The 13,573-nt window shown below is 41.0% G+C and carries 12 protein-coding genes; 3 read left to right on the top strand and 9 right to left on the bottom strand.

What is annotated here, in order from left to right; all coding sequences use genetic code 11:
- Positions 1-7: 7 nt before the first annotated feature.
- The 6 genes from EHS13_RS14720 to EHS13_RS14695 form a co-directional block, all read right to left on the bottom strand.
- On the bottom strand, positions 8-2,077 hold the full coding sequence (locus EHS13_RS14720; protein WP_155701066.1) for a beta-galactosidase: 2,070 nt from the start codon (positions 2,075-2,077) through the stop codon (positions 8-10).
- A 76-nt stretch (positions 2,078-2,153) separates the two neighbouring features.
- Positions 2,154-3,746, bottom strand: a complete 1,593-nt coding sequence (locus EHS13_RS14715; protein WP_155701065.1) for an ABC transporter substrate-binding protein — start codon at positions 3,744-3,746, stop codon at positions 2,154-2,156.
- Positions 3,747-3,803: 57 nt separating this feature from the next.
- A complete protein-coding gene (locus tag EHS13_RS14710; protein WP_155701064.1) occupies positions 3,804-4,733 on the bottom strand; it encodes a carbohydrate ABC transporter permease in 930 nt (309 codons plus the stop codon).
- 16 nt (positions 4,734-4,749) lie between these two features.
- Positions 4,750-5,670, bottom strand: a complete 921-nt coding sequence (locus EHS13_RS14705) for an ABC transporter permease (protein ID WP_155701063.1) — start codon at positions 5,668-5,670, stop codon at positions 4,750-4,752.
- A 177-nt stretch (positions 5,671-5,847) separates the two neighbouring features.
- Positions 5,848-7,422 (bottom strand): response regulator, encoded by a 1,575-nt coding sequence (locus tag EHS13_RS14700; protein WP_155701062.1) that lies wholly within the window; start codon positions 7,420-7,422, stop codon positions 5,848-5,850.
- A complete protein-coding gene (locus EHS13_RS14695; RefSeq protein ID WP_155701061.1) occupies positions 7,419-9,137 on the bottom strand; it encodes a sensor histidine kinase in 1,719 nt (572 codons plus the stop codon). The genes EHS13_RS14700 and EHS13_RS14695 overlap by 4 nt, the downstream gene beginning before the upstream one ends.
- Before the next feature lie 454 nt (positions 9,138-9,591).
- Between EHS13_RS14695 and EHS13_RS14690 the strand changes: the two genes are divergently transcribed.
- From EHS13_RS14690 to EHS13_RS14680, 3 genes are all read left to right on the top strand, one after another.
- Positions 9,592-9,966, top strand: coding sequence for a hypothetical protein (locus tag EHS13_RS14690; RefSeq protein WP_155701060.1), 375 nt, complete (start codon positions 9,592-9,594; stop codon positions 9,964-9,966).
- Between the two features lie 79 nt (positions 9,967-10,045).
- Positions 10,046-10,462 carry a DUF4183 domain-containing protein gene (locus EHS13_RS14685; protein ID WP_155701059.1) on the top strand — a complete coding sequence of 139 codons (417 nt, stop codon included), beginning with the start codon at positions 10,046-10,048 and terminating at the stop codon, positions 10,460-10,462.
- A gap of 224 nt (positions 10,463-10,686) precedes the next feature.
- Complete coding sequence (locus EHS13_RS14680; protein WP_155701058.1) at positions 10,687-10,878, top strand: hypothetical protein; 192 nt, start codon at positions 10,687-10,689, stop codon at positions 10,876-10,878.
- A 42-nt stretch (positions 10,879-10,920) separates the two neighbouring features.
- On the opposite strand, the gene EHS13_RS14675 is transcribed toward EHS13_RS14680, so the two are convergent.
- Genes EHS13_RS14675 through EHS13_RS14665 form a run of 3 tightly spaced genes read right to left on the bottom strand, consistent with a single transcriptional unit; the run spans position 10,921 to position 13,549 of the window.
- Positions 10,921-11,745: an ABC transporter permease gene (locus tag EHS13_RS14675; protein WP_155701057.1), complete on the bottom strand. Its 825-nt coding sequence runs from the start codon at positions 11,743-11,745 to the stop codon at positions 10,921-10,923.
- On the bottom strand, positions 11,729-12,532 hold the full coding sequence (locus tag EHS13_RS14670; protein ID WP_155701056.1) for an ABC transporter permease: 804 nt from the start codon (positions 12,530-12,532) through the stop codon (positions 11,729-11,731). Before EHS13_RS14670 ends, EHS13_RS14675 begins: the two co-directional genes overlap by 17 nt.
- Positions 12,533-13,549, bottom strand: a complete 1,017-nt coding sequence (locus EHS13_RS14665) for an ABC transporter ATP-binding protein (RefSeq protein WP_227013939.1) — start codon at positions 13,547-13,549, stop codon at positions 12,533-12,535.
- Between the last annotated feature and the right edge of the window lie 24 nt (positions 13,550-13,573).

Here is a 13,573-nt window from a genome sequence, read left to right as displayed (position 1 = left end):
TACCTTCTTATATTCCACTTGCTCTTTTGAGAATTCTCACCCCATATTGGGATAAAGCAAGCTCACCAGACACAGCTTCGTTCGTTTCTATATCCACATAGGGATGATTGTCCAAGCTGATTACGGTTGCTAGTCCAGAAAAATTGAGAATAAAGACATAATCTATCTCGCCATCACTTCGAAGCTGTGCAGTCACTCCATCTGGCAGATCAGCATCTATCACACGCTTTAAACCTGTATCACTAACCAACCTGCTATAAAAGCGCTCATAAAAGTGAGCTTCGCTTACTCTCGCTGCCAGATAATAGGCTTTTCCTTGTCCAAAAGCATTAACTGTCAAAGCTGGACGGCCCGCATAGAAATCATCACTATAAACGGCGAGGACATCCGCACCCTCTGCATGAATCAGCTCACAAATCTCATGGACCTCATAGGTACCCGTAAGCTCAAGCTCGTTTCCTTCCGTAAGCACAATCCCGTTGCGATCATGATCATGCAGCCCTTCGATTTCTTCGGCCCAAATGCCCAGTGTTTTTCGCAAGGGTCCTGGAAAACCCGTTAAATAACATAGGTCATTCTCATTCACAATCCCCGACCAGTAGGTAACGACAATTGTTCCCCCGTTTGCAACAAAACGTTCAATTTTCAATCCCATTTCCTCACGAAGCAGATAGGCCATTGGAATTAAAAGAAGCTTGTACGAAGACAGCTCATCACCAGAACCAATAATATCCGTTGGGACACCTAGCTCCCATAGAGCACGATAATGCTGCATCACCGTTTGCTCATAGTGAATCCCTTTATTCCTTGGACCCTGAGAATCATTTATCGCCCAACGGTTGTCCCAATCGAATAGAATAGCGGTTTCTGCCGGTACAGGTGTACCGATAATTTCAGTCAATCCCGCTAAGGTCTGCCCAAGTGAAGCCACATCATTGAAAACACGAGTATGCTCATGTCCGATATGATCTACAACCGCCCCATGAAATTTTTCACTAGAGCCCCGACTTTTACGCCATTGAAAATACTGCACAGTATCGGATCCATGTGCAACTGCCTGCAAGGATGACAAACGGTGCATCCCAGGACGCTTCAGCTTACTTACGGGCTGCCAATTCGTCAGGCTTGGCGTGCTTTCCATCAGCATGAACGGTTTTCTCTTCAGAGAGCGGAACAGATCATGATTAAACGCAAACCATGAGGCAATATTCCCCTCCGAATCCGCTTCATGCCACGTCGGGTAAGCATCCCATGAAATAACATCGACTACCTCTGCAAGCTTGCGATAATCCAGATCGTAGAATAAATCCATCATATTGGTTGTACAAGGAAGCTCCGGGTTTGCTGATTTGAGAGGTGCTATTTCATGCATATAGAAATCAATAGTTTGGTCTGTAACGAAACGTTTCCAATCCAGATTCATGCCATGCACAGCAGACTCACCGTGTGGTGCAGGTGATTCTACCTGTGACCAGTCTGTATAGGTATGGCTCCAGAACGTCGTCCACCAAGCCTGATTAAGTGCTTCCAAAGTTATATATTTTTGTTTAACCCATTGGCGAAACGCAGCCTGACAATAATCACAATGGCATTCACCACCGAACTCATTGGAAATATGCCAACCAAGCAAGGCAGGATGTGAGGTGTAACGCTCCGCAAGCTTGCTGTTCATGATCGTCACTTTCTCACGATAAACAGGCGACGTATAGCAATGATTATGACGTTGGCCGAACAGATTACGCTGCCGATTCGCTCCAACTCGCAGCACCTCAGGATATTGCTGCGACATCCATGCCGGGCGAGCTCCGCTTGGTGTTGCTAGCCAAGCATAAATTCCATTCTCTGCAAAGGTGTCAAGCACATGATCCAACCACACAAAGTGGAAGCTTCCTTCCTCCGGTTCAATGGATGCCCATGAGAAAATGCCTACGGCCATAACATTGCAATGCGCTAGCTTCATTAAGCGAATATCTTCTGCGAATATGTTCGGATCATGCAGCCATTGGTCTGGGTTATAGTCGGCCCCATGCATAAAAACAGGCAGCTTGCTGCTGATCGGCGCTAATTTCTGCTTCATTTTCAACACTCCTTTATTTCATAAAAAAGAAGATGCGATTAGCCATCTCCTTTCTTACGAATTCCCTATAATTGTACTATTTTTTTGCTAGAAATGCGTCGATTTGAGTTTGGATTTCCTTTTGGATTTTTTCTACACCAGCAGCTTTTAATTGTTTATTTAAATCTGTCAAGCCTTTATCAATATCTTTGATCACACCGTATTCTAATGGAATTGCATATCGAAGCATCACATTACTAACGTTAGCTACCTCTGTTTTTACATTAGCATTGTTGAATACGAATGTTTCAAGTGGGTAGTGATAGACTTTCCCTGCCCAAAGCTTTGTTAAATCAACGCCTTCTTGTGGGAATGATTCATTGTCACGGTTTAACGGTGAGTTAAAGCTCCAATTTGAAAAGCCAGTATAATTAACATCTTTACCTGTTGATTTAAACTTATCGTCACCTACAGGCTCGTAATGAGTACCTGCAATACCATTCATCATCAAGCCATGAAGCTCTTTATCATTCTGCATAAGATCAATCAGCATCAAAGCGCGTTCTGGATTTTTGGAGGTTGCATGGATCGACGTTCCGTTTTGTGTAGAAACCGCTTCTGATTTCTTAGCATCTGGAGTGATGTCAGCTAATGCTACTTCAAATTCTGGTTTGTCTCTGCGCATTTCAGCCATCTTAGCTCCAAGTGAGCCTAAATTGTGTGTTACTGAAGCCGTTTTGCCTTCTTTAAAATCCTGCAAATGATCATTTTTACTGTTTAAGACGTTTTTCGACCATGCATTATTATCAGCTAAATCTTTGTAATAAGCCAATAATTCCTTAAATTCTGGAGTCTCATAAACATTAAAGATTTGTCCTTTTTCATCCGTTAATTTAAAGCCAAATGGCAAATCGAAATCCAGCATATTCCAATCACTTTTTTGCTTTAATAAAACACGATCCAAGTTGTGGAATTTCCAATCTCCTGTTTCTGGAGTGAAAGGAATAATCCCTTTTTCATTTTTAGCAATTGCCTTTAAATAGTTTGCATAGGCTTCAGGACTAGTAATGGCAGGAAGATCATATTTCTTGCGTAAATCTTCGCGATACATGATCAGCTTTTCAACCGATTCACCCTTATTCTGCGGCACCATGTATAGTTTACCGTTTACTTTGGCTTGATCCCAGCTAACCTTCGACATCTTTTCCCAGGTTGCAGGCATATTAGTCGCTAACAGCTCATCCGTCAATTCTAGGAATCCACCTTTTAAAGCTTGATCGCTGTAACCCGCCCAGTTAGCCGAGTAGATCAAGTCGAAATCTTCATTGGCAGCTAGCTTCAATGGATATTTTTGAGCCCAATCGGACCAATCCAGGAATTCGCCTTCGATTGTCGCATTTATTTTTTCTTTAAGCTTTTTGTTAATTTCAGCAAAAACCAGCTCATAATCAACCGGTTTAGGTCCTACAAATACCATTTTCAGCTTAACTTCTTTAGAAGTATCCAATTTCCCGTCGCCTTCTACTACAGGAGCTGCACTATCTGCTGGTTTCGCGCTTTCAGCCGGTTTAACACTTTCGGATGGTTTTGCGCTTTCTGTCGTGGTCTTATTACCGCTTCCGCAAGCACTTAGAATCATAACCATTGATAAGATTAAGGCCAATAAAACTAATTTACTCTTCTTTTGCATGGCTAATATTCCCCCTAATAATAGTATTATATATTGATAAACTAGGATTCCCTAGAATCATCCTTTTACCGCGCCAATCGTTAAGCCTTGCACAAAATATTTCTGAATGAACGGGTAAGCTATGAGAATCGGACCGCTTGCGACGATCGTCATTGCCATCTTTAAACCTTCTGTAGGCAAGCTTGATGTAATAACGGCTCCAGACCCCATCATTGCCTTTCGCATGCCATCCATATTCCCAAGCATTTTATAGAGATAATATTGCAGTGGCATCAATTTCTCATCCGAGACGAATAGCAGTGCATTGTACCAATCATTCCAATAACCAAGTGCAATAAACAATCCGATAGTCGCTAATGCGGGCTTGGAAAGCGGGATGATTAACCGTCTAAAGATCAGAAAGTCGCCTGCTCCATCTATTTTTGCTGATTCCGTAATCGCTTCGGGTATGTTGCTCATAAAAGACTTCATCACAATGATATAGAAGACATTTAGCACTAACGGAATAATTAAGACCAGCAAGGTATCTTTCATATGCAGATAGTTGACTAGCAATAAGTACCAAGGAACCAGTCCGCCATTAAACAAAGTAGTGAAGAAAAAGAAGAACGAGAATTGATTACGCCATTTAAAATCTCGTCTAGACAGACAATAAGCCGTCATGGATGTGAGGAATAAACCGGAAAGCGTTCCAAGCGCGGTCACTGTTAGTGTTACCGAATAAGCTCTGATCATTTGATCGGGATATTTGAAGAGAATGCTGTAAGCTTCTGTTGAGAAATGGCTGGGAAATAGCTTAAAGCCTTCTGTGATAATTACGCTCTCCTCCGTCAAGGAGGATGAAACGATTAGAATAAACGGAAATATACAAAGAATGGCGAGAATAGCTAATGAAAAATATCCGATAACGGCAAATAGTTGTCTGTCTAGCTGTTTGCCCGCTGCTTTAGCTTTTTTCTGTACAAAATTATTCTCATGTGAATTCATTTCATGGCCTCCTTTCTTAGAATAAAGCACGATCTTTATCGTGTTTACGTACGGCATAATTGACTAGCATGATAGTCACGAATCCAAGCACAGATTGATATACCCCTGCCGCTGCTGACATCCCAATTTCATTCGTCGTTATAAGCGATCTGAATACGTAAGTATCAATTACATCCGTTGATGAGAATAACACACCGTTGTTGCCCACCATGTTATAGAACATCCCGAAGTCACCTCGGAAAATATTGCCCACTGCAAGCAGCATTAGAATGATAACAGTCGGATAAAGATTGGGAATGGTAACCTTCATGACACGTTGAAAAATGTTAGCTCCGTCGATCTCTGCCGCTTCATACATTTCAGTATCAATACTAGTAATTGCTGCAAGGTACATCACCGTACCATAGCCAAGCAATTTCCAAGCTGAGACGATCACAAGAATATAAGGCCAATACGAAGGTGTGTTATAAATATCAATAGGTTCCATGCCGATTGCTTTGATGAATACGTTGACAGTTCCAATATCATAATTCAACAAATTATAAGCAATCGAGCCTACTACAACCCAAGAAATGAAATAAGGCAAGAACAGAATGGATTGGGTTATTTTGCGGAACCATTTGCCTCCAACCTCAAACAGCATAATGGCTGCAAAAATTTGCAAACCATTGTTTACAATAATGAATGCGATATTATATAACGCCGTATTCCTTGTAACCCTCCAAGCATCGCCAGATTCAAAGAAAAACCGAATGTTATCCAGCCCATTCCACGGACTGCCAAAGATGCCGCCTGCATAATCATAATGCTTAAAGGCAAGTATTATCCCCACCATCGGCACATAAGCAAAAAGTAAATAGAATAAGACAGCGGGTGCGAGCATCAGCAGTATGACTCTGTATTTAACTACATCTGCCCAAAATCCATGTCGGTTCATGTGGTGTCTCCTCCTCTTATATGCTCTCTCTATATTGTCAATTATAAAGATGATTGAACCGCGATATCAGTAAGTGGAACAACTAAAACCAATACTAATTCAACGTTTTGGAAAATATGGCAACAAAAAAGGCAAGGATCATTAGCAATCCCAGCCTCGTGATTCATCAATATCTTATTAGACTTTATGTTTTTTACGATAATCACCCGGTGACATTCCCAGCGATTGTTTAAATTGCCTGTTGAAATAAATCAAGTTCTTATACCCAACACGATCAGCAATTTCATATATTTTGAGCGTTCGATCCATTAACAGCTCACAAACGCGCTTCATTCGCAGTTCAATGAGAAAGTCACTAAATAGAATATTAGTTTCCGCTTTAAACAGATGACCGAGATAATTGGGCGTAAAGTCAAAATGTGCGGCAACCTCGTTTAAGGTTAGCTTCTGATCCAGCTTATTCTCGACATATTGCGTAATTTCATTAATTAGCTTGCGTTTTTGACCCTGTTTTTTCATATACAATAGCTCAGATAATTCAAAAAACCTTCTTCTGATCCAAGAGAGAATATCATGCACCGTTTCAAATTGAAACAGAATATTAGGCTGATGGGAGTCCCACTTCAGAATTTCATATAAATTTTCGTTCATTTTCTGTAAATCGGCATGGAGTTTTGAAGTAATCCGGATGATGAGATCATAAACGTCATTTTTCTGAGCTAAAGGCACGTCCCCGTTAAAGAGCTTAAGCAAGCAATCATCAATCGCCACCAAGTCATATACCAGCATCGCCTGCAGCATTTGTTCAACGTTTTTTTCAAGATTAGTAGCCATTGTTGCTTTGGGAGACCATTCAGAAGCATCGCGAATCAAGCGATTTTTACCGAGAATCCATTTGATGCTTAGCGCAGCCTGTGCTTGCCGATAAGAATCGTGCAGCTTATAAACTTCATTCGTATACATCCCAACTCCAATCGTTATCGTAAAAGGAAACGCCTTGCCAAAGCTTTCAATCATTTCTTCGAGCAACGCCGCAAAATATTCTTCCTGTACAGAGGATAACAGCACAAACCGATAATCATAGCTTGTCATCACACTGCCTAAATTCTTCTGCACAGCGAAATTGCGGATAAAATCCGTGATAGAAACCGTAAGCAAACGTCGTTCTTCGTCACTTATTTTCTTCAGCTTCCACGTCCAATCATCAATCTCGATAATCGCAACAGCGGAACCCCCTTGTAATAAAGGTGTTAGCACTTTATGAATATGGGCCTCAACCTGACCCGGAGTGCTTTCATTAAACCAACGGAGCAGCAGCTCCTGATTCACAAGTGTTAGTGTTTCGATTAAAGACAGGTCCGTCTCGCGTTCTTGCTTAATCTTGTAATAGAGCTGGTTCAGCATTTCATTCAGCTCGTCGTCGTCGACAGGCTTTAACAAGTAACCAGAGGCATTCAGTTGAATAGCTTCCTTTGCATAACTGAAATCTTGATGGCCACTAATAAATACAATTTGCACCAATGAATTAATTGCCTTTGCTCTGCGTGCAAATTCCATTCCAGACATGATTGGCATGCGAATATCCGAGAAAATGATATCAATTCGTTCCTGCTCCATAATCTCCAAAGCCGTAAATCCATTCTTAGCCGTCCCAATAACCTGTAAGCCTTCAAGCTCACTGCTAGTTACTCTACGTCGGAGCCATTCTAAATCAATCGCTTCATCATCCACCAGCAATATATTAATCGTCATATCTGTTCCTCCTTATCGATAGGAAGGATTATTTGGACTGTCGTACCCCCACCGTAAATGCTTGCAATATGAATTCCAAAATCATTACCATACCTAAGCTTGATCCGCTCTTCGACATTTTTCAGGCCATAACCATCCGAGTGAATAATATTAGCTAACATATTCTTTAAGGTTTCCGGTTTCATTCCAATCCCATTATCAATAATTTTTAATTCAATTCCACTCTCTAATCGTTTCGCAGTTATTCGAATCGCAATCGTTTCTCCAAACCAAGCATGCTTAAAAATATTTTCAACAAAAGGCTGTAAAATTAATTTGATCACTAATGTATCTTTAATCAGCGGATCCACATCCATGTAAACGGTGAAGTTATCTGCATATTTAACTCGCTGGATTTCTAGATAGGTTTCCACCTGCTCCAATTCTTTTTCAAGCGAAATATAGACGTTCCCTTCATTTAAAGTCAGTCGATAAAACTTGGCTAACCCCTTGACCATTTCGGTAACCTTCTGAGTTTCGCCTAAGTTTGCCAGACTCCCAATGGTTGATAACGTGTTATATAAGAAATGCGGGTTAATCTGGGCTTGAAGCGCATCGAGCTCAGCCTGCTTTTTGAGAATGCCCTGTACGTATACATTTTTAATCAGCTCTTGAATACTCGTAGCCATCATATTGAAAGAATCAGCAATATGCACAAATTCATCATTTCCGGAAAAGGCAATTCGTTTGTGAAAATTACCTTCTTGGAACATTTTAACCAACCAGACAATCCGTTTCATTTTCTTACCGGAAAGCCGCGCCACAATAACCCCTATACAAGCCATAACCAAAAAGCTAATTAAACAGACCGCTCCGATTATCCTTTGCATTCGATTAACATCTTTATTTAAATAAGCGTGAGGCACTAAGGTCTCAATCTGATAGTTTGTACCTGGAATGGCTTCTTGAATCCTGAGAAATGATCCTGAATTTAAAGGCTCATCCGCAGTCCCAAGCTGGTACAGGATTGCACCTGAAGACGTATCCATCAAACGTAAGCTAATTCCTTCTTCAATGGGAAAGGTATCAAAGTTGCCCAGCAGATCCTCAAATCGAGCAGTAGCGCGAACATAACCAATAGAGGAATAACCGCTAGATGAAACTAATTTTCGAAAATGTGAAATATTATTTAATTGGCGATCAGAGTCAACCTGAAGCCATAGGTTATCTTTGTTTAACAATTTTAGCGACTTGAACCATTCACTATTCTCGATACTATGAGCAGAAAATACATAATAATCTCTTCTTAGAATTGGTGTCGCCATATCATCACCTGGAATCTCATACATCTCTTCATTTACGGTGTACAGTACAAGTCGGATATTATTCCCAAAGAGCAGCAGCGGAGCTTTCATCTGGGGCACAATTTCATCCCTCATCTTCAGCATCACTTCTAACGGTTCACCCTTTTTCTGAAGCGCATCCTGAAATGAAATACTGCTAAATAAAGTATCGGACATCCGTTGAATTTCATCCATTTGGTATTTAATATTGTTTCTTGTTTGTTTAAGCGCCGTTCGAATATTGGTTTCTGCCATTTCTGTTCTCGATTGGATTAGCATCGTATAGGAGATATATCCGATCAACACATCCGTCAAAAAAACCAGAATTAGGTAAGGAATCATCATCTTATAGGTAAAAGGGACATATAGCTTTCTAGACATTACTTTATCCATAATCTCACCTTATCTCTGCCATTCTTGATCAAGCCGTTATTTGCACCATACTACAACAAACTTACTCTAAATCATAGAGGAGATTTTTGAGTCAGCCTAAACTTACTTCATTTTGTTATTCATCGAAACTAATGTTAAAATTATTATTTGTTAGAGATAAATATGAAAATGGTGATTAAGGTGATTTTTTTATTATGTTTTCTATTGTTGCTAGTCGGATCTGTTTTTAGTATTGGTGTCATATTGTTGATGAACAAAAAGCGAAAGCTTGGTATTCTTTTAGCCGTCGTAGCTTTCATAGGTTTATTCGTTATTTTCTATATTTTTAATCATTACGAGCTCATAGATTCTGTTAATCTTCCTGAATTTTAATTCTTATTCTTCCATTCGTCCAAGCGTTTCTATATCGACAATCATAACTTATTATTATCTTGAAAAAAGGTGGTGATAGGTTTTGGCAAATGTAGACGCTAGACTCGCTATATTCACAGGCTCTGACTTTAATGGACGCCGTGTCCAATTCAGACGCGGAGGGGTTGCTATTCGGGATATGGAAGCGATCCGCTTCAATAACGATCTTTCTAGCTTTCGGCTGGAAAATGTATCAGATTCCAGTCGAATAACACTGATATTATTCGCGAGTCCGGAATTCAGAGGGAAATTCCTCGTGTTCAGGGGCTCTCAAAACGTAGGGAATTTAGGAAACCGCGATTTTAACAACGATACTTCTTCGTTAATTCTAGTAGGTCGCAGACTTACAGATAATCAAATTGATCAAATTCGTCGGACGGGTACTCCACCAAATGACGTAGTAGTTATTAGACGATAATCCGTTATATCCAATGCTGTCTGACTTTCGATAAACTCTCGAAAGTCAGACTTATATCTTTAATAGGGAGTAGATACGTATGGCATTAGATATTATAGACTTGTATTTAAGCGCCACTAGCGTTGTTAGTGGCGGAGTTACAACAGCCTCGACTACAGTTAGTACACCTACAGTAAAACGGTTTGCTTCGACCGTCATCATAGGCAATATTTCTGGCGGTGTCACGACCATATTAGCGACTGCTTTTAGGAATGATAGTGGAACCCTGCTTCCAGCAGGAGGTCTGACAGTGCCAACTTCTAGTGGATACTATAATTTGTTTGTTAATGGCATATTACAATTGGGAGGCATGAGTACACTAACTAATACAAGCTTAGTCGTCAATTCTGCTTTAATTCTTGGGGTAAGTGTTGTCATTGAAGTTGTTAATTTAACGGCAGCAACCACTTCAACATCAACACATAATTTAACGGTGGCTACAACTATTCATTCTTAATTGTTTTTATTAAACTAGCTTTAAAGGAAGTGTTGTTCGATTGAAGCTGACTATTTATTTTCATCGGGATTTTGATGGCACTGCCGCTGATTGACAGTAAAGAGAAATACATATTAATATACAAACTGATTAGTTTTTATGAACTCATAGTTAGGCTATAATACAGTCAGCCTTTCAGGGCACAGCATATATTAACCCAGATCGATAAAGGAGCTGATTAATATATGCCCAACCAACAAATTCCAAATTGTCCGCCCGTAGATCCGATTATGACTAGTCCGCAAAGAATTGTTAGAGATCATTATCATCATCAAGTCGTGCAAGTTATTCATCCCGTAGAGATCATTAATAGGCATCACTGTATTCCAATTTATCAACATAAAATTTGTTATACCGAACGAGATGAAATGGCCTAATTTTACTCAATAGCAGCAATAATAAATGCCCACTCTCCTAGATCAGGAAGCTGGGCATTTATTAAATACTCTAGCTGCATCAATTGACATCATGTTCCCGGATGTATACCGTTTCAAGCCCCAATAAAAGAGACAGGTCCCCCCTACACTAAGCCCCAAAGCTACTCCTAAAGCTGCAAAAAAATACGGCAATTCCACCTCTCTCAGCAATCCAATAGGCAAATAGCTGATAAATCCAGCGGGCACCACGGTAAAGAGGATCAAGCGTCCCGCCCCTTTAAAGATATCTGTCGGATAGGTTGAAAAAGCGAGGATGCTGTTAAAAAGCTGAAAGCTTAGTCCCTCCGCATTTCCGATGAAGAAGGCCAAGCAATTGACTGCAACGATAAAAAACAGAAAAATCAAGGTGGAAATCAGTAAGGCTAGTATGAATTTGAGTATACCTTCTGGAGATTTGTTACCAAACCAGCCAAATATCAATAAGGAAAACAGAACATCGCCGATTGCTGCGACAGACATCCGACTGATTAACACATGTAATAAAACAGGCTTCGGCTGCGACAGGTATGTATCTAGCTGTCCGGTTGCTATCATGTTCGCCAATCTATTGGCATTTCCGAAAAAGGTAGCCATGATTCCAAAGCCACCCGCGCTCACTGCCCACATCATCATAATATCCTGAAGATGCCAGCCATTCACGATTGAAAAACGTTGAAAATATACCCCCCAGAAAAAGATCCAAACGAGATTATTAAGTACCATCATTCCGGCAGAGAGGAAAAAGCTAAGCCGAAACTCTAAGGCTCCTGCGAGATTTAGCTTCCAGCACGTGCCAATAAACAAGATTAATTTAGCCACCGTTGACATTGAGCTTTTTCACCCCTCTGCTATAAATAAACACGACCACTAGCCCCATAATCACCAGCCAGATGCATTGGATACCTAACATAGTTAACAGCTTGCTGCCGTCATAATGAACCGCAGTTTTTGCCGGAAAATAAAGCACGGTCTGAAATGGCAGCCAATGGCAGATACGCTGCATGGTCTCGGGGAAAATTTCTAGAGGCATCAGCATGCCGCCAATCGTAAACAGCAGCTTGTTATAAACAAACTCCAGTCCTCGTGTTTCCTCCACCCAAAAGGCAGATAACGCCAGTGCCATATTCAGCATGAAATTGATCGTAAAACCAAAAGCCGCCACTAGGAAAAACGCCAACCAGCCATAACCGAAATCCGGAAGTCCGAGAACAAGGATACCAAGCACGGTTCCAATCGTTAAATTGATCGAGAAACGAACGGCAACCTCGCTCATAAAGGCCATATAATGAAATCCAATATAACTAACAGGACGCGTTAAACGATAAGCCACATCTCCACTTTTAACTTCCTCTTCTACCTTGTTACATACACTAGGACAGGCAAGTGTCATCGATTCCGTAAAAATCAGATACCAAATCATTTGCTTAAAGCTATACCCCGCAATTAAGCTAGAGCCTTCCCCTTGAAAAGTAACCTGCCACAATTGCATAAAAATATAAAGAATAATCAGCAGAAAAATCGAACGCACTAGAAAATCAACCACATACGCAAAATGATTACGAAGCGTAATCTGTCCAACCGAGGTATACTTTGCACCCTTTAAGAGCAATGACATTCAATTCACCCCCATACTCGCAGAAGTGTTTTTCTGGGCATAAATATGCGTGATGATTTCTTCCATTGGCGGATCTTCGATCGTCACATCATGAATCCGGCATTGATGAATCAGCTGCTCCAGCACCGATTCGATCGGAACTAAGGAAGTATCGACAGAAAGTGTATACTGCAAGCCATCTCTGGCAATTACAGTTGCTCCGTTGATTGCAAAGCTATGTGGTTCCTCAGCTAACAGCAAGCGAATTTTTTTATGGGTTAGTAATTCTTTTTTAAGCTTAGTGACTTTATCATCGAGAATAATCTTCCCATGGTTAATGACTATCGCTCGCTCGCATAGCTGTTCCACGTCGCCTGCATCATGCGAGGTCAGGAAGATGGTCGTCCCCTCTTCCCGATTCATCTCACGGATCAGCTCACGAATTCTTAGCTTGACCACGACATCCAGACCTATCGTAGGCTCATCCAAGAAGACCACCTTCGGTCGATGGAGCAGTGCCACAGCTATTTCACAGCGCATTCTTTCGCCTAGCGACATTTTACGAACTGGGATATGGAAATAAGGCTCCAGCTCAAAGCTGCGAACTAAATGATCTCTCCGCTCCAGATAGTCACTCCGGCGAATCTCATAAATCCGACTCATCAGTTCAAACGTATCGGATGGCGGCAGATGGTACCATAATTGCGACTTCTGGCCGAAAACAGAGCCAATGTGAAACGCAAGCTTTTTTCGTTGATTCCAAGGCGAATAGCCCAGCACTTCTGCTGAGCCTGATGAAGGATGAAGGATACCTGTAAGCATTTTAATAGTCGTAGATTTCCCGGCACCATTGGGTCCAAGAAAGGCAAGCAGCTCGCCCTGCTCAACCGTAAAATTAATATTATTAACGGCTAGTTTTTCCTCGTATTTCGGGTTAAAGAGGCCTTTAAGGCTTGCCCCTAAACCGGCTTGCTTCTTTTTCACTTGGAATGACTTGTTCAAAGACTCAATTCGAATGGTCGGCATCTCTTTTCCCACTTGCCAAATATTTACAACATATTA

The organism is Paenibacillus psychroresistens (assembly GCF_009728935.1).
In the GTDB taxonomy this organism is placed as follows: Bacteria; Bacillota; Bacilli; order Paenibacillales; family NBRC-103111; genus Paenibacillus_AC; species Paenibacillus_AC psychroresistens.
This window is presented reverse-complemented; position numbering and strand designations above follow the sequence as displayed.